Consider the following 17,070-nt stretch of genomic DNA (forward strand, 5'->3'; position numbering starts at 1 on the left):
CGCCGCCCATCGCGGTTAGTCAGGTGGCTGCTGGGCGGCTTTATTTTGTCCCTCTGCGGCGCAATCGCCGCGCTGCTGGCGGTGCTCGGGCTATACCTGCATATCGAGCCTCAATTGCCCGACATCGCTTCGTTGCGCGAGGCCAAGTACCAGATCCCGCTCAGCGTCTACAGCCGCGACGGCAAACTCATCGCCCAATTCGGCGACAAGAAACGCACCCCCATATCCATTGACGAAACGCCGGAAAAACTCATCCAGGCGGTGTTGTCGGCCGAAGACGACCGCTTTTTCGACCATCCCGGGGTGGATTACCAGGGCTTGCTCCGCGCCGCCTTTAAATTCCTGCGCACCGGCCATAAACGGCAGGGCGGCAGCACGATCACCATGCAGGTGGCGCGCAATTTCTTCCTGAGCAGCGAAAAAACCTTTTTACGCAAGTTCAAGGAAATATTCCTTGCGCTCAAAATCGAACGCGGCCTCGGCAAACGGGAAATCCTCGAGCTTTATCTCAACAAGATCTACTTGGGACACCACGCTTACGGTGTCGCCGCGGCTGCGCAGGTATATTTTGGCAAGCCGCTGCAAGAACTGAATGTGTCCCAGTTCGCCTTACTGGCGGGGCTGCCGAAAGCGCCGTCGTCGTATAACCCGTTCACCGCGCCGAAAAAAGCGTTGGGCAGGCGCAACTTTGTGCTTCAACGCATGCGCAGCCTGAATTTCATCGGCGACGAAGAACTGCAAACAGCCTTGGCGCAACCCGTCAACGTCGAATCGCCGCCAAGCACCGTCGAACTGAACGCCCCCTACGTCGCCGAAATGGTTCGCAACCAAATGGTGGAGCTCTACGGCGAAGACGCTTACGTCAACGGCTACAAGGTATACGCCACCGTCGACAGCCGCCTGCAAAACGCCGCCGAGCGCTCCCTGCAACTGGCGCTGCACGAATACGACGAGCGCCACGGTTATCGCGGCCCGATCGCTCACCTCGACCGCCCGACGACGGAACAAATGCTGGAGAAGCTGAAAACCCTGGAAAAAATCGGCGACACCTATCCGGCCGTCGTCGTGACGCTAGGGGAAAAATCGGCGCAGGTCCGCTTGAACAGCTCCTCCACGGCCGACATCCCCTGGGACGGGCTGAAGTGGGCGCATAAGCAGTTGCCGGACGAGCGGATAGGCGCCGCGCCGCGCAGCGCCAAGGACGTCCTGCAAATCGGCGACGTGGTGAGGGTTCGCAAGGTGGATGAGCGCACCTGGGCGCTCACGCAGGTTCCCACCGTGGAAGGCGCGCTGGTGGCACTGGCGCCCGAGAGCGGCGCCATCACCGCGCTGCAAGGCGGCTTCGATTTCTTCCACAGCAAATACAACCGGGTGACCCAGGCCCATCGCCAACCGGGCTCAGGCTTCAAGCCCATCGTTTACACGGCGGCGCTGGAGCAGGGATACACCCCCGCCAGCCTACTCAGCGACACCCCTTTTGTATACGTGGACCCCTGGCTGCAAACGGAATGGAGGCCGCACAATTACAGCGGCAAATTCCTGGGCCCGATCCGCTTGCGGGAAGCGCTGATCCACTCCACCAACCTGGCCTCCGTGCGGCTGCTGAACGACATGGGCGTGGACAAGGCGATCGAAGCGGCAACCCGTTTCGGCCTACCGAAGGATCAGCTCCCGGCCGGACTGAGCTTGGTGCTGGGCAGCGGCAGCGCGACGCCGCTGCAAATGGCGCGAGTCTACGCAGTATTCGCCAACGGCGGATTCCTGGTGCAACCTTATTTTGTCGAGCGCGTGGAAACCCAGGAAGGCGCGCGCCTATTCGAGGCTTCGCCCCCGCTGGCCTGCGCTTCCTGCGACGCGTCCGGCAACGCCAATAACGGCAAAAACGCTCCGCGCATCATTTCGCCCCAAGTGCATTACCTGATGAACTCCCTGCTGCAGGACGTCGTCCGGCGCGGCACGGCACGCCAAGCCCTGGAACTCAAGCGCAACGACATCGCCGGCAAGACCGGCACCACCAACGAGCAGAAGGACGCTTGGTTCAATGGTTACACGCCCGCCATGGTCGCCGTGAGCTGGCTGGGGTTTGACGCCTCCCTGCCGTTGGGCAAGGGCGAAACAGGAGGCCATGCCGCTCTGCCCATGTGGATCGACTTCATGCGGGAAGCGCTGCAAGGCCAGCCGGAACAGCAATTCCCGCAACCGGCGGACATTGTCAGCGCCAAGATCGATCCAGATACGGGGCTATTGGCCGACCCGAACGATCCCGACGCCATATTCGAACTGTTCCAGCAAGATGCCCTACCCGGCACGGAAGCGCCCGAAGCGACAGGCGCAGGCGGCGAGCCCGCGGCGGAACGCCCCGCCGAATCGGGGATGGAAACACTGTTCTAGCCCCAACCTCGTCCGCCATGAACAATCGCCGGTTAGAACAAGTGCGCCAACTGCTGGCCCAGGAAGCGGCGCGGCTCATGGTGACCGAGAGCATCGATGATTACCAATGGGCCAAGGAGAAAGCGGCCCAGCGGCTAGGGGTGCGTGATAAATCCTATTTCCCTCGTAACGACGCCATTGATCAAGCCGCCCAGGAATACGCGCGGCTATTCGCCGCGGACACGCACGCCGAGCACCTCGAGCGATTGCGCAAAACGGGGCTGGAGGCGATGGAGTTCCTGCAAGCGTTCGACCCCCACCTAACAGGCGGCGCGGCCAGCGGCACGGCAAGCGCCCATACGCCTATCTTGCTGGAGCTCTACGCCGACACGCCCGAGCAGGTCATGAACCGCCTCCTGGACGCGAGCATTCCGTTTTCCGAACAGGATGCTTACGTCGGCGGGCAAGGCGGCAAGTCGGCGAAGACTTATCCGAAACTGACCTTCTTAGTCAACGACGCATCGGTCGAACTGTTGATTTTTCCGCCCGAGCTACGGCACCAGAAAATGAGCGGCAAGGACACCCCGCGCCTATCGCTGAAGCAGCTGCGGGAGGTGTTGGCGAAAGGAGAATAGAAGGGAAGGGAAGCGGCGTATAAAGTAATCAGCGCTGCGGCAAAGCCGCCAATCGCCGCCGCGGGCGTTTTCCGGCCAAGTTGCGCTTTAAGTGCGCGCTCGGCAGGGAGCTCGGTATCCTGGCCGCCTGCCCGCAGCGTTAGCGCACTGAACCCACGCGATCAGGACTGGCCGTACCGGCGACGGAACTTGTCCACGCGACCAGCGGTATCCATGACCTTTTGCTTGCCCGTGTAAAAGGGGTGGCACGAGGAACATACTTCGATGTTCAAGTCACGGCCGATCGTCGAACCGGTTTCGAAGCTGTTGCCACAGCTGCAGGTCACGGTAACCTGCTTGTAGTCGGGATGTATCTCTGCTTTCATTGAGCGACTCCACCTAGGCTAAATTGCGCGAAAAAGAAAACACGCCATAATACGCAACCCCGCGCCCCTTAGCAACCGCCCCGCAAACTTCACGGCTCAACTTTCATGCGAGTGATCACATTCAACGCCAACGGCATACGCTCGGCCGCGCAAAAAGGCTTTTTCCAATGGCTGGCGCAACAGAATGCCGACGTCGTCTGCATACAGGAAACCAAAGCGCAGACCGCGCAACTGGCCGACGGGATATTTTGGCCGGAAGGTTACCACTGCGCCTATTTCGATGCGTTAAAAAAAGGCTACAGCGGCGTCGCCCTATACAGCCGCAAAGCACCGGACCAGGTCGTCAGCGGCTTCGGCTGGGAAGACATGGACGCAGAAGGCCGCTACCTGGAAGCCCGTTTCGACGACCTGTGCGTCGCATCGGTCTATGTGCCATCGGGATCGTCCGGCGAGGAACGGCAAGCGATCAAATACGGCTTCATGGAACGCTTCACCGAATTTCTTCGCCCCCGCCTGACCGACGGCCGCCAGCACATCGTCTGCGGCGACTGGAACATCGCCCACAAAGCCATCGACTTGAAAAATTGGCGCGGCAACCAAAAGAACTCCGGTTTTCTACCGGAGGAAAGAGCGTGGATGGACGAGCGCTTCGCGGAAGGCTGGGTGGATGCGTTCCGCGTCGTCAACCAAGCGCCGGAACAATACACCTGGTGGTCCAATCGCGGGCAAGCCAGGGCCAACAACGTGGGCTGGCGCATCGACTACCAGGTAGTCAGCCCGAACCTACGCGCCGCCATATCCACCGTGGACATTTACACGGCGGAACGCTTTTCCGACCATGCGCCGCTCATTATCGACTATGCGCATCCCTTTTGACGCATGGCGCAACCGCCGCCCTAGGAATTAAACATCGCTTCAAGCAGAATGGCGGGCATGCAAACCGTACCGCCACAACCTCCCTCGCTGCGCCAATCCCTACTCAACCGACGCATGCTGATCTGCGTCTTCACCGGATTCAGCTCCGGGCTGCCGCTATATATACTCGTCAGCCTGCTGCCCGCCTGGATGCGCTCGGAACAAGTCGACCTCAAGGCCATCGGCCTATTCGCGCTGGTACAGTTCCCTTTCAACTGGAAATTCGTCTGGTCTCCGCTGATGGATCGCTATGCGCTGCCGGCGTTGGGGCGACGGCGCGGCTGGATGCTGCTGACGCAGATTTTGCTGCTGGCGTCGATTCCGGCGTTCGGCTTGCTGCAGCCGCGGCTGGACATGTGGACGATCGCCTACCTCGCGACGATCGTGGCATTTTTCAGCGCAAGCCAAGACATCGTGCTCGACGCCTACCGGCGCGAAATATTGCCCGATCTCGAATTAGGACTCGGCACCTCGGTGCACGTCAACGCCTACCGCATCGCCGGATTGATCCCGGGCTCGCTGTCCCTCATCCTCGCCGACCACCTGCCTTGGCAAAGCGTGTTCGCCGTTACCGCGCTGTTCATGCTGCCGGGCGTGGCGATGACGCTGCTGGTGGAAGAGCCGCAATCGTCGCGGATCGGCCCCAAAACCTTGCGTGAAGCGGTCGTCAATCCGTTCAGCGAGTTCGTCACGCGCGCAGGATGGAAACAAGCCGGACTGGTGCTCGCCTTCATCTTCCTTTACAAGCTGGGCGACAGCATGTGCACGGCGCTCGCCACGCCGTTCTACCTGGACATGGGCTTCAGCAAAACCGAGATCGGCCTCATCGCCAAAAACGCCGGACTGTGGCCGTCCATCATCGGCGCCATGATAGGCGGCCTCTGGATGGTAAGAATCGGCATCAACAAGGCGCTGTGGCTATTCGGCGCATTACAAATGGCATCGATACTGGGGTTTGCGCTTCTGACGGAATTTCCGCGCGACCTGGTCGCCCTGACCGCGGTAATCAGCGTCGAAGCGCTCGGCGTAGGGCTGGGCACGGCGGCATTCAGCGCCTACATAGCGCGCGCAACCACTCCGCTTTACACAGCAACGCAGTTCGCCTTGTTTTCCAGCCTTGCCGCCGTGCCGCGCGTCGCCATCAACGCGACAACGGGCTGGATCGTAGAGCAAACCGGATGGCTTGATTTCTTTTTTCTGTGCTTCGTACTGGCGGCGCCGGGAATGCTACTGCTTTTTAAAGTGGCGCCCTGGAACGCAAACGAAGGATAAAAGCCGGCCGAAGCCCCGCCGTCGCGCCGCCGCAACCGCCTAGCGCGACGCCCCGTGACCGGCGGCTTTCCAGGCCCTGCGGAGGGCCGGATAACGCCCTGCGCCGAAGCCCACCACGCCCATGCTTGACATGCATTCCGCACCCTGTATGATACGGAATCTCTGATACGGAGCGGCAAGAGCATCTCTGATCTCGATAACCACTCGACTGCGTTTTCAGATATCCCAGTTACTGGCTAACTCGAAAAAAAGGTAGGATACGAATGGGTGCAATTCTCGACCTGACTGAAAAGTTGAAAACCCCGGGCGGCATCGTCGGCGCGATCGTAGTTATCGCTCTGGCCGTCCTCCTCGTTCGTTGGGTATTCAACGACGACGAACCGAAAACCTAATAGCTGGTTTCGGCTCGCAAGGCGGGCAAGCGTCGGCTTTCAGCCGAAGCTTGCCCGCCTTAGTTTTTTCCGCCCCCAGAAAAACCCTCACCCGCCTTTGGTTACCCAAAGAATCTCTGCTAGGATGGCAGCACCCTAGCGACGGCCCCGCCCGACCACCCACCGCAGCAAGCGCGCCATGACCATGGAAAAACTCTACCGACTCAACCGCGTCATTATCGGCGGCCCGATGGGCGCAGCGGCGTGGGGCATGTCTGGATTGTGCGTTGCGGCGGTGGCCGCCTGGGGGCTGGAGGCCGCGGCCGTCCCCGTCCTGATCATCAAAGGCGCCTCCTGGAGCCTCTGGGGCGTCGGCGTATTGCGCGAATCGACCACCAAAAAACGCCGAATCGACTAAGCACCGGCCCTTGGCCGGTTCGCAGCCTAGCTAGACAGCGAACCGGCCGCAGAACCCTCCCTTCAATTGACCGCGGCACCAACGCCGATAATCGACCAGTTCGCGGGATCCGCTTCGTCTCCGCCCTGATATTTGATCTTGCAGCCGACACTGGTGCGAGCCAGGCTCTTATCCGGCCCGGGCACGTCGAGCACCGCCTTGATCACATAGGTGTGGTCGCCCAACCCCCACGCTTTATATTCGCTCTCGGCGGCGGACGAACGCGTCACATCGCCCAAGCCGTTGTCGGCGCGCAGCTTGTTCTCGCAATGCAACAACCCCGTGTAAGTCCGGTTGTTATGCAACTCGCCAACCGGATCGTCCTCGGTTTGCTTGAAGAACAGGTCCGAATTGACAACGTCCAGCACGAACGGCATCACCACCTTCATCGTGACCAGGTACAAGAACCCGACCAACAAAACAAACAGCGCAAACTTGTATATTTTTTTCATCTCGCTCCTCGACGCCTCAGCATACCTACGGCAAGCTCAACGACGGCTTCGGTAATCGCCACGCGACGGCCAACCCCGCGCCAACCGCAAAACTTCGCCTATTTCAGCACAATTCGGGCCAGGACGATAGCAAGTCACTCCGCCCGACAATGACTGGAGAAATGCCTTGCATTTTCGCCCGTTATTTTTTATAAAAATGCTGTGCTTTAAAGCACTAACAACTGTCGTTAAAAAAATGAGGAGGATTTTATGAAAAAGCTCGTGAGCGTTCTGGTCGTTCTCGCCGTTTCCCTGGGTGTAGTTGGCTGCGGCAACTCGCCGGACGGTGACAAACAGCGGAGCTCCAACACCACTGTTTCGCCGAGCCTGTAATGGCGATGGCGCACTTCATGTGCGCCAAAGCATTATTTTTGCGCGGTCTTTAAGGAACACAGTGGCCTTCGTCCGCGAAGGCCACTCCAATAAGAAGAAAAAAAGGGATACTCTCGAGTTAGGCCTGGACGTTGATCGTCCGGGCCTTTTTCATGCGTCGGCGGTCAGTTGCCGGCAACCGTCATATTGGCGACCAGCACAGAGCCGGTGCGGGTGTTGCCCCTGCCGTCCACGTCATTACCCACGGCCACGATACCGGCCAGCATTTCGCGCAGATTGCCGGCGATAGTGATCTCCTCCACGGGGTACTGGATTTCGCCGTTTTCCACCCAAAATCCCGCCGCGCCGCGCGAATAGTCGCCGGTCACCAAGTTCACCCCCTGCCCCATGAGCTCCGTGACCAACAGCCCCGTCCCCATGGCCGCCAGCAGGCCGGGCAAATCGAGCCGGCCCGGCTCGATCACCAAGTTATGCACCCCGCCGGCGTTGCCGGTGGTTTTCATGCCCAGCTTGCGCGCGGAATAGGTGCTGAGCACATAGCTGCACAACACGCCGTCCTTAACCAGATACTTACTGCGCGTCGCCACCCCTTCGCTATCGTAGGGAGCGCTGCCCACGGCCCTGGGCAAGTGCGGCTGCTCCTGGAGCTGCACGAACGGCGGAAACACCGGTTTACCCAAACAATCCAGCAAGAACGAAGACTTGCGATACAAGTTGCCGCCGCGAATCGCGCCGATGAAGTGCCCCAGCAGGCCTGACGCCACCTCGGCGCTAAACAGTACCGGGCACTGCCGCGTCGTCAACGACCGACCTTCCAACCGCCGCAGCGTCCTCTCCGCCGCTTTGCGGCCCACGGCCGCCGCCGGCTCCAAGTCGCCGGCGGCGCGGGCGGACGTATACCAATAATCCCGCTGCATATCGTCGCCCCGTTGCCCGACCAGGGCGCAACTCAGGCTGTGGCGGCTGGTGGCGTAGCCGTGCAGGAATCCCAGGCTGTTGCCCAACACCCGGAAGCCCTGGTGGGTGGACAGGCTGGCGCCATCGGAGTTGCTGATTTCCGGCGAGAGCTGGCGGCCGGCATCCTCGCATTCGATGGCCAGCGCCACCGCCGCGCCGGCATCCAAATCCCAGGGATGATACAAATCCAGCTCGGGGAACGCCGTTGCCAGCGTTTCCGGCTCCGGCAAACCGGCGTATTCGTCCTCGGCGGCGTAACGGGCGATGCGGCAGGCCGCCGCCACCGTGTCGCGGATGGATTGGGGGCTAAGATCGGTGCTGCTGGCGGACCCTTTGCGCTGCCCGATATAAACGGTCAGCCCCAGCCCCTGGTCGCAATGGTGCTCGATGGTTTCCACCTCGCCCAAGCGAGCCGACACGGACAGCCCACGGTCCACGCTAATGGCCGCCTCCGCACCGCTGGCGCCCTGCGCCTTGGCCTCGCGCAGCAGGTCTTCCACCAGCCCCAGCAGGCGCGCCTGTTCCTCGCCCATATCGGGCTTATCGTTCATTTCCGCCACTGGCAATACGCTCCTTAAGCGACAAGATTCAACACCATCGCACGCAATGGAACGGCGACGGACTGTGTTCAAACGCCGGTGCCGCCCACCGTCAAGCCGTCCACCCGCAAGGTCGGCTGCCCCACGCCCACCGGCACGCTCTGACCGTCCTTGCCGCAGGTGCCGACGCCGGGGTCCAGAGCCAAATCGTTGCCCACCTGGCTGACGCGGGTCAGCACGTCCGGGCCGTTGCCGATCAGCGTGACGCCCTTGAGCGGGCGGGTGAGGCGGCCGTCCTCGATGAGATAGGCCTCGCTGGCGGAAAACACGAACTTGCCGGAGGTGATGTCGACCTGGCCTCCGCCGAAATTCTTCGCGTACAGGCCGCGCTTCACCGAGGCGAGTATTTCCTGGGGATCGTGCGCGCCCGGCAACATATAGGTATTGGTCATGCGCGGCATGGGCAAATGGGCGTAGGACTCGCGCCGGCCGTTGCCGGTAGGCGCCACGCCCATCAGGCGGGCGTTGAGCCGGTCCTGCATGTATCCCTTGAGCACGCCGTTCTCGATCAGGGTCGTGCACTGGGTCGGCGTGCCTTCGTCGTCCACGGTCAACGAACCGCGCCGCCCGGGCAAGGTCCCGTCGTCCACCACGGTGCACAGCGGCGAAGCCACTTGCTCGCCGACCCGGCCGCTGAACGCCGAAGTGCCCTTGCGGTTGAAATCGCCCTCCAGGCCGTGGCCGATCGCCTCGTGCAACAGAATGCCCGGCCAGCCCGGCCCCAAGACCACGGTCATGCCGCCCGCCGGCGCCTCGCCGGCTTCCAGGTTCACCAACGCTTGGCGCACGGCCTCCCGGGCGTACCCCAGGGCGCGATCCTCCTCGCCGAAGAACCCGTAGTCGCAACGGCCGCCGCCGCCAGCGCTGCCCTGCTCGCGCCGGCCGTTGTGCTGCACGATGACGCTGACGTTCAGGCGCACCAGGGGCCGCACGTCGCCGTGCATGACGCCGCTCTGATCCACCACCAGCATGGCCTCGTGCACGCCGGCCAAGCTGACGATCACCTGCTCCACCCGCGGGTCGATGCGCCGCGCTTCCGCGTCCACCCGCCGCAACAGGTCGATTTTGGCTTCCTCGCCTAGGGAGGCCAGCGGATCGGCCATGGGATAAAGCGGCTTCGGCAGGGACCCGTGCGCCACTTTCACGCTACCCTGGCCGCCGCCGGCGGCGATGGCGCGAGCGCAGCGGGCCGCTTCCAGCAATTCCGGCATCAATATCTGGTCGCTATAGGCGAAACCGGTTTTTTCGCCGGTGACGGCACGCAAACCGGCGCCGCGCTCGATGCTGTAGCTGCCTTCCTTGACGATGCCGTCCTCCAGCTGCCACGACTCGTAGCGGCTGGCCTGGAAATAAATGTCCGCCGCATCGAGGGAGCTACGGAACAACTCGCCCATCAAACGGGAGACGTCGTCGTCGCCGATGCCGGTGGGCTCCAGCAGCAAGCGCCGGGCCACGGCCAAGGTATCGTTTTTCATGGTTCCGCCTAGCGACATTGCATACGGCGATGCTCCAGCGCAGGAAACGCCCGCCGCACCCTGGACATCAGCTCCAAATCGATTTCGCCGCACACCACGCCGGCGCCGGTGGGCAAGGAGGCCAAAATCTCGCCCCACGGCCCCACCAGCATGCTGTGGCCGAAAGTTTCCCGACCGTTGACGTGAAAGCCGCCCTGGTTGGGCGCGATGACGTAACAGAGGTTTTCCACCGCCCGCGCGCGGATCAGCAACTCCCAGTGGGCGGCGCCGGTTTTCGCCGTGAATGCGGCCGGGACGACCAGGAAATCCATGCTTTCCGCCGCCATCAGCCGGAACAGCTCGGGAAAGCGCAAGTCGTAGCAAATCGCCACGCCCATGCGGCCGAAAGGGGTGTCCAGCACCAGCGGGTGCCGTCCTGCTTCGATGGTTTCCGACTCGCGGTACTGCTCTTCGGAGCCCGGCACGTTGACGTCGAACATGTGAATCTTGTCGTAGCGAGCCACTTGCTTGCCCTGGTCGTCGAAAACCAGGCAAGCGGCGCGCACTTTGTTGGGCGCTTCGCCGGCAATGGGCATGGTGCCGCCCACCACCCAAACACCGTTCTGGGCCGCCATGCGCGCCAGGGATTCCTGAATGGGACCGCCGCCTTCCCGTTCGGCGTGGGCCAGCTTGTCGGTGTCGTGTTGGCCCATCAATGCGAAGTTTTCCGGCAAGGCCACCAGCTTGGCGCCGGCTTCGGCCGCCTTGGCCACCAACCGTTCCGCCTCCATCAAATTGGCGGACACGTTGGGGCTGGATGCCATCTGGATGGCGGCGCAAATCGTTTTGCCCGCCGCTTTCGCTCCGGGCGAATTCGTGCTCATTCGTTTTTTTCCTCTGGTTCCGCTAATTCGGATATGTCTTTCATGCCCTGCCAGGCCCGTTGCAGCACTTCCAGCGGGGTATTGCGCGACAGCAACACCACGGCCGGATCGTCCCAAGCGCCTTTGACCGAATACTGGCTGGCGGTGATGCCTTCCAGCCGATCGCCCACCAGTTGCTGTGCGAGCAACACGGCGGCGCCCACCGCCGGACCGCCGGCCAAAGTGCCGAGTATCGGCCAAGCCAGGCTGGTGCGCGGCACCACGGTGACCAGCTGGTCCAAGATGCGGCCGGCCAAATCGGTTTTACCGCTGATGAACACTCGCGCCGACGGCCCACCGATGAACAGATTGTGGGTCTCCGCGTTGCCGTCGGTGATTTTGAAACGGCCGCGCACTTCGTCGAAGGCCAAGCCTTCGGCGAACACGTCGCTGAAATCCAGCAGCAAGCGGCGTTTTAAGGTTTCGATGTTGAATAGCCCCAGCGCCCGCCCCACGCCCGGATCCACATGGCGTAAAGCGCCTCCGCCCAGGTTCACCGACAGGTCGCCGTTAAGCTTCGACGCCGCCACGCGCTGGGGGGCGTCCTGCCATTGCAGGGCGAACTTCAACTTAGCCGGCGTTTCCACCACTTGGTCGCCAAACCCCAGTTGCTCCAGCAACCGGCCTAAGTCCTTGATTTTCATTTTACCATCCAAGCGGCTGAAATCCTTGGTATCAGAGCGCCACCATTCGCCCGCCAGGCTGGTCGACTGCAAATCCGACACGACGGCACACTGCTTCAGGCGCAGCCCCTCCGGCCGATGCTCCGCCTCGCAGTCCAACTGCCCCAAATCGTGGCCTTGCCACAACACGTGCCGGCTGCGCACCGTCAGCGCCGGCAACTGCGCCGGATCGATTTGGGCTTGGCGGGCCCGCTCGAGGGTTTCCTTGGGCATTTTCGGAAGAGCCAGCCGTTCCAAATCCAGCGACACCGGACGGCCCGACGGCCAGCTTGCCGGCAGGCTGAGGGCGCCGGTCGCGACAGCGGACTCCAGGGAACCGTCCCAACCGTCCGCTACCCGGCGCAGGTTCAAGGAAAACGCCCCCCAGTCCCGCCCTTCCCAGCTGGGGGAACCGATCGCCAGATCCACTTGGCGGATTTTTCCGCCGTAGGCCAACGCCCCCGCGTTGCCGCCCATGCGCCCCCACCAGGCATCCAAGGGCACAACCCCGAGCCGGCCGGACAGCCGCCAGCCGTCGGCCGGCGGCTCGCCGAGGGGCGCATCGCCCAGGACCAACTCGCCGGCCGGCGCATCCCAACGGCCGTCGGCGGCCTTTAACAAGCGCGCTTTCAGCTTGACCATCCCCTGGTAGTCGCCGAAAAAGCCAATCCCGTTTTTATCGTCCCAAACGGCCTCCAGCCGCACCGACCCGGGCTCGCCGACCGCCTTGCCGAAAGGCGGCGGCAAATCCACGGCGGCTTCGGCCAAGTCGCCGTCGAAGGTAAGACTCAAGCCCCGGCCGCTGCCCTTGAGATCCTGGGGCAAAGCCAGCTCGACCTTGTAGTCCAGTTTGCCGCTTAGCTGGCCCCAAGCCTCCGCCGGCTGCCAGGCGCGGAGTTTCTGCACGGTGGACTGGCCGCCGACACCGATGCGCAATTCGGCGCCGTCGCCGGACAGGGTGAGAGCGGCGGGCGCGCCGAGCAAAGTACCGTGCAAATCTTCGGACTGCACCCGGCTGCCGTTGAAGCGCACCGCGCCCCGCAAAGCGTCCAGCTGCAAATTGGCCGCAGCCACCTTCAAGCGCCCGTCGGCGACGCGCGCCTCGCCCTTCACCTCCACCGCGTCGCTGTCGCCGCTGAAGGCGTACCCCAACAGCAAATCGACGGTGGCCTGCCCGTCCATTTCCGTGTGCTCCTTCAGCCGCTCGATCAGCGCCGCCCTGGGGGTATGGGCGAAATAATCCAGCACTTGGGGCAAACCGCCCTGCATCCTGCCGCTCAGCGACAACAGCCCGTCCGGCGCCATGTGATCGATACGCACGGACACGTTCGAGGCCGCAGTTTCCCCCAGCATCCCTTGGCCGTTGCGCACCTCCAGGCTGTCGCCGTCGATGGACACCTGGGCGCTGAGTCCGGTCAAAGGCAGCCAGCCCTCGGCGAAACGCAGCTGCGCGTCGGCCACGTCCACGTCGACGCGGAACAAGCCTTCGCCGCCCAGGAAAGGAAACGCCGCCAAGGGGCCTTGAAAGCGCGCCTCGCCCCCCAGGATCCGCCCGCCCATAAAGGCGGCGTCCAACCATTCCACCGTGGCGGGCGGCATGATGTGCACCGGCAGGTAATGGAAAATCCCGTTCATGTCGCCGCGCTCCAGGCGCGCTTGCCAATCCAGCACGGGCGTGGCCTCGTCTTTTTTCATGGCCAAGCGGAAACGGCTGGTCAGCGCCCCCGACGGCGTTTCCAGCCGCCAGCCGTCGCCGGACAAGGCCCAACCGCCGTCGTCGCGGCGCCAGAGCAAGCCGCCTTCGGCCCGCGTGTATTCCAGCGGCGCCCGGAACCACTGCGTCAAATCCACCGCGCCGGGGCCGGCGGCCACTTCCGCCCGCGCCTCCCGGTCATTGCCGCACAATCGGCCGCTCAAACCGGTGATGCCCGGCAGCGTCCCATGGGCGTTCATGCCGAAACCTTTGAGGCTGGCGCACAGGCCATAGCGGGCTTGGCCGTCGTCGTCGTCGGCGGCGTCATACGCCAGCGCCACGTCGCGTAGTTCGCCGCGCAACCCCAAGCTGTCGAGGGTCGCCAGCCCGTCCAATCGCAGCATGGGCGCCAACCCATGGGCCAAGGCCGCCACATCGTCGAGCCGGGCGTAATCGGCGGCGGCCCGCCACCGGCCCGATTCGTACGCCACGCTGATGCGACTGTCCGGCCACGGCGCGCCGGCCAAGTTCGGCCTCAGTTGGGTGGCCTCCAGCGTCCAGCCCCCGCCGACGCTGCGCCAGCGGAACCAGCCTTCCAGACCGGCGAGGCCCGTTGCATCGGCACCGTGGCTCAGCACCGGCTGCGCCAACGACAGCCAGCCCGCCATGCCTTGCAGGCCGCCGTCGCGCCAATCAGCCCATAGCCGAAAATCCGCCGCGCCGGCGCGCAGGGCGAAGCCGCCCGGGGACGGCAGATCCCAGGCCTCGGGCTTCACCCCCTGGCCTTGCAGGTATACCCGGCCGGCCAACTGCGCCGCGTGCTCCAGGTCGCCGTCCAGCTCTGCCGCCCAGCGCAAGCGCCCGGCGCCCGGCTGGGAAACGTCGGCGGCAAGCCGATGATGGGATCCGTCGTTGATGATCAACAAATGGGCGCCGGCGAACTCCATGTCGGTGCCAGCGACCTCGTCGCGCCAGCGCAAGCGGCTGGCTTGCAATTCGAAACGGCCGTAGCCGACCAGCCAGGGCGGCAGGCCTTCCGTCGATTGCACGCCGTCCAGCACGACCTCGCCGTCGGCGCGGCGGCGCAGCGCCAAATCGGAACCGTGCAGGGCGATCCAACCGGTACGCAGCTCGCCGCTGGAAAGGGAACCCGGCAAATCCAATCCCACGTGCAACTGGCCCAGCCACACGTCGATGGCGCCGCTGGCCGGGTCCACCACCGCCACGTCGCTCAGCACCAATTCTGGAGAAAAGCCGCGCATATGGGCGCTGAGCCCGCCGATGCGCAGGGCCTGTCCCAGGCTTTGCGACAAGCTGGCCTGCAGTGACTGGCGATAGGCGTCCACCTGGGGCAACAACCAAAAACGGGCCGTCGTCAGCCCCAAGGCGGTCAGCAATAAGCCGGACGTCAGCAGGAAACGGGTAGTGCGGGCGAGGTGTAGGGCGATTTTCACGAAGCGGTGCGGCTAGAGCAGGACGATGTCGTACAGCTCCTGGTTGTACTGGGCTTCGGCGCGGAACTTGATGCTCACCTTGAGGAACGACTCCAGTTCCGACACCATGTCGGCGTCCTCGTCCAGCAAGCGCTCCACCACTTCGTTGGAAGCCAGCACCATCAGTTCCTGCACGTTGTACTGGCGCACCTCGCGGATGATTTCGCGGAAGATTTCCAGGCAGACGGTTTCCGCCGTTTTCAGCACGCCGCGTCCGCTGCAGCAAGGGCAGGGGGCGCAGAGGATGTGCTCCAGGCTCTCGCGGGTGCGTTTCCTGGTCATTTGCACCAGTCCCAGGGACGACACCTCGCTGATGGCGTTCTTGGCGTGATCCTTCTCCAGGCTTTTTTCCAGGGCTTGCAGCACCTGGCGCTTGTGCTCCTCGTCCTTCATGTCGATGAAGTCGATGATGATGATGCCGCCCAGGTTGCGCAGCCGCAGCTGCCGGGCAATGGCTTGGGCCGCCTCCAGGTTGGTCTTGAAAATGGTTTCTTCCAGGTTGCGGCCGCCCACGTAGGCCCCGGTGTTGACGTCCACCGTGGTCATGGCCTCGGTCTGGTCGAACACCAGGTGGCCGCCGGACTTCAGCTGCACCTTGCGCTCCAAGGCTTTCTGGATTTCGTCCTCCACGCCGTACAGGTCGAATATCGGCCGCTCGCCGGCGTAGTGCTCGATCAGCGGCGTGATCTCGGGGATGAACTCGTTGGCGAATTTGACCAGACGGGCGTGGGTTTCGCGGGAGTCCACGCGGATTTTTTCCACCTTGGTACGGTACAGGTCGCGCACCACGCGGATGCCCAGGGGCAGTTCCTCGTACACCAGGGAAGGGGCCGGCGCGTCTTTGATGCGCTGCTCGATGGATCCCCACAGTTTGTAGAGAAACAGCATGTCGGTGCGCAGGGCGAATTCGTCCACCCCCTCGGCGGCGGTGCGGGCGATGTAGCCGCCGCAGCCGTGCTCCAGCTGGAAGCTCTCCGCCCCGGCCTTGAGGCGCTGGCGCTCCTCCTCGTTTTCGATGCGCTGGGACACGCCGGACACGCTGTTGTAGGGCATGTACACCTGGAAGCGGGACGGCAGGGAGATTTCCGTGGACAGGCGCGCGCCCTTGGTGCCGAGGGGGTCCTTCACCACCTGCACCACCACTTCCTGGCTGTCGCGGAACAGGCCGCCGATGCCGGAACCGCCCAGGCGCTCCCGCTCGCGTCCGCTTAAGTCGGACTCGTGCAAAAACGCCGCCCGGTCCAGGCCGATGTCCACGAAAGCCGCCTGCATGCCGGGCAGCACCCGGCAGATGCGGCCCTTGTAGATATTGCCCACCAGGCCGCGCTTGCGGCTGCGTTCGATCATCACCTCCTGCAGCACGCCGTTTTCGACCATGGCCACGCGGGTTTCCGGCGGCGTGACGTTGACCAGGATTTCGTCGCTCATCGCGGCTCCATGATATTGCGCCCGTCCTCGCGGACGGGGAGATGGGATGAACCGGCGATCGCGGCCGCCCCGCCCAATAAGGGAATACCGGCTTTGCGCATCAGTTCGGCGCTTTCGAACAAGGGCAGGCCCACCACGCCGGAGAAGCTGCCTTCGATGCGCTCCACGAACAGCGCCGCGCGGCCCTGGATGGCATAGGCGCCGGCTTTGTCGCAAGGCTCGCCGCTATCCCAATAGGCCAAAATCTCGGCATCGCTCAGCGGGCGAAACCGCACCGAGGTGTCGCTCGACGCCCGCCAATGTTGCTGCGCCCGCAGCGACACGCCGGTCAGCACCCGATGACCGCGGCCGGACAAGCGCCGCAGCATGGCCAGGGCGTGTTCCCGGTCGCGCGGCTTGCCGAGAATTTCGCCGTCCACCACCACGGCGGTATCGGCAGCCAGCACCGGCAACGCGTCGCCGGCGGTTTGCCAGACCTGCCAGGACTTGGCTTCCGCCAGCCGCAGCACGTAATGCTCCGGTTCCTCTCCGGGCAACGGCGTTTCGTCCACGTCCGCCGCCGCCACCCGATGGGCCACGCCGATCTGATCCAGCAATTCGCGGCGGCGCGGCGAAGCGGAAGCGAGCACGATGAGGGGTTTGGCGAACATGA

At 63.6% G+C, this 17,070-nt stretch carries 15 protein-coding genes; 7 read left to right on the forward strand and 8 right to left on the reverse strand.

The window, feature by feature from the left end; genetic code table 11:
- The first annotated feature begins 45 nt into the window (after nucleotides 1–45).
- Together K5607_RS16735 and K5607_RS16740 are read left to right on the forward strand one after the other, a co-directional pair.
- Nucleotides 46–2,391 carry a penicillin-binding protein 1A gene (locus tag K5607_RS16735; protein ID WP_221047688.1) on the forward strand — a complete coding sequence of 782 codons (2,346 nt, stop codon included), beginning with the start codon at nucleotides 46–48 and terminating at the stop codon, nucleotides 2,389–2,391.
- 17 nt (nucleotides 2,392–2,408) lie between these two features.
- On the forward strand, nucleotides 2,409–3,005 hold the full coding sequence (locus K5607_RS16740; RefSeq protein WP_082411387.1) for a hypothetical protein: 597 nt from the start codon (nucleotides 2,409–2,411) through the stop codon (nucleotides 3,003–3,005).
- 161 nt (nucleotides 3,006–3,166) lie between these two features.
- On the opposite strand, the gene rpmE is transcribed toward K5607_RS16740, so the two are convergent.
- Nucleotides 3,167–3,370: a 50S ribosomal protein L31 gene (gene rpmE, locus K5607_RS16745; RefSeq protein ID WP_054773005.1), complete on the reverse strand. Its 204-nt coding sequence runs from the start codon at nucleotides 3,368–3,370 to the stop codon at nucleotides 3,167–3,169.
- 105 nt (nucleotides 3,371–3,475) lie between these two features.
- Here rpmE and K5607_RS16750 point away from each other — a divergent pair, with 105 nt between their 5' ends.
- From K5607_RS16750 to K5607_RS16760, 4 genes are all read left to right on the forward strand, one after another.
- Nucleotides 3,476–4,246, forward strand: a complete 771-nt coding sequence (locus tag K5607_RS16750) for an exodeoxyribonuclease III (RefSeq protein WP_221047689.1) — start codon at nucleotides 3,476–3,478, stop codon at nucleotides 4,244–4,246.
- Nucleotides 4,247–4,303: 57 nt separating this feature from the next.
- On the forward strand, nucleotides 4,304–5,557 hold the full coding sequence (locus tag K5607_RS16755; protein WP_221047690.1) for an AmpG family muropeptide MFS transporter: 1,254 nt from the start codon (nucleotides 4,304–4,306) through the stop codon (nucleotides 5,555–5,557).
- 263 nt (nucleotides 5,558–5,820) lie between these two features.
- Entirely contained in the window at nucleotides 5,821–5,949 is a 129-nt protein-coding gene (locus tag K5607_RS18210) for a hypothetical protein (protein WP_255210620.1), read from the forward strand.
- A 184-nt stretch (nucleotides 5,950–6,133) separates the two neighbouring features.
- A complete protein-coding gene (locus tag K5607_RS16760) occupies nucleotides 6,134–6,346 on the forward strand; it encodes a hypothetical protein (protein WP_221047691.1) in 213 nt (70 codons plus the stop codon).
- A 62-nt stretch (nucleotides 6,347–6,408) separates the two neighbouring features.
- Here K5607_RS16760 and K5607_RS16765 read toward each other — a convergent pair whose 3' ends face one another.
- Nucleotides 6,409–6,837 (reverse strand): hypothetical protein, encoded by a 429-nt coding sequence (locus K5607_RS16765; RefSeq protein WP_054773004.1) that lies wholly within the window; start codon nucleotides 6,835–6,837, stop codon nucleotides 6,409–6,411.
- 249 nt (nucleotides 6,838–7,086) lie between these two features.
- Here K5607_RS16765 and K5607_RS18215 point away from each other — a divergent pair, with 249 nt between their 5' ends.
- A complete protein-coding gene (locus tag K5607_RS18215; RefSeq protein WP_281427714.1) occupies nucleotides 7,087–7,209 on the forward strand; it encodes a hypothetical protein in 123 nt (40 codons plus the stop codon).
- Nucleotides 7,210–7,373: 164 nt separating this feature from the next.
- Here K5607_RS18215 and pmbA read toward each other — a convergent pair whose 3' ends face one another.
- The 6 genes from pmbA to K5607_RS16795 form a co-directional block, all read right to left on the reverse strand.
- Nucleotides 7,374–8,717 (reverse strand): metalloprotease PmbA, encoded by a 1,344-nt coding sequence (pmbA, locus tag K5607_RS16770; RefSeq protein WP_221047692.1) that lies wholly within the window; start codon nucleotides 8,715–8,717, stop codon nucleotides 7,374–7,376.
- Between the two features lie 77 nt (nucleotides 8,718–8,794).
- The gene (tldD, locus tag K5607_RS16775; protein ID WP_221047693.1) at nucleotides 8,795–10,240 is read right to left on the reverse strand and encodes a metalloprotease TldD; all 1,446 of its coding nucleotides are present in this window, start codon (nucleotides 10,238–10,240) and stop codon (nucleotides 8,795–8,797) included.
- 8 nt (nucleotides 10,241–10,248) lie between these two features.
- Nucleotides 10,249–11,103, reverse strand: coding sequence for a carbon-nitrogen hydrolase family protein (locus K5607_RS16780; protein WP_246598908.1), 855 nt, complete (start codon nucleotides 11,101–11,103; stop codon nucleotides 10,249–10,251).
- Complete coding sequence (locus tag K5607_RS16785; protein WP_221047694.1) at nucleotides 11,100–14,951, reverse strand: YhdP family protein; 3,852 nt, start codon at nucleotides 14,949–14,951, stop codon at nucleotides 11,100–11,102. The genes K5607_RS16780 and K5607_RS16785 overlap by 4 nt, the downstream gene beginning before the upstream one ends.
- 12 nt (nucleotides 14,952–14,963) lie before the next feature.
- The gene (rng, locus tag K5607_RS16790; RefSeq protein ID WP_054774672.1) at nucleotides 14,964–16,418 is read right to left on the reverse strand and encodes a ribonuclease G; all 1,455 of its coding nucleotides are present in this window, start codon (nucleotides 16,416–16,418) and stop codon (nucleotides 14,964–14,966) included.
- On the reverse strand, nucleotides 16,415–17,068 hold the full coding sequence (locus K5607_RS16795) for a Maf family protein (RefSeq protein WP_221047695.1): 654 nt from the start codon (nucleotides 17,066–17,068) through the stop codon (nucleotides 16,415–16,417). Before K5607_RS16795 ends, rng begins: the two co-directional genes overlap by 4 nt.
- Between the last annotated feature and the right edge of the window lie 2 nt (nucleotides 17,069–17,070).

Source organism: Methylogaea oryzae (assembly GCF_019669985.1).
Lineage (GTDB): Bacteria > Pseudomonadota > Gammaproteobacteria > Methylococcales > Methylococcaceae > Methylogaea > Methylogaea oryzae.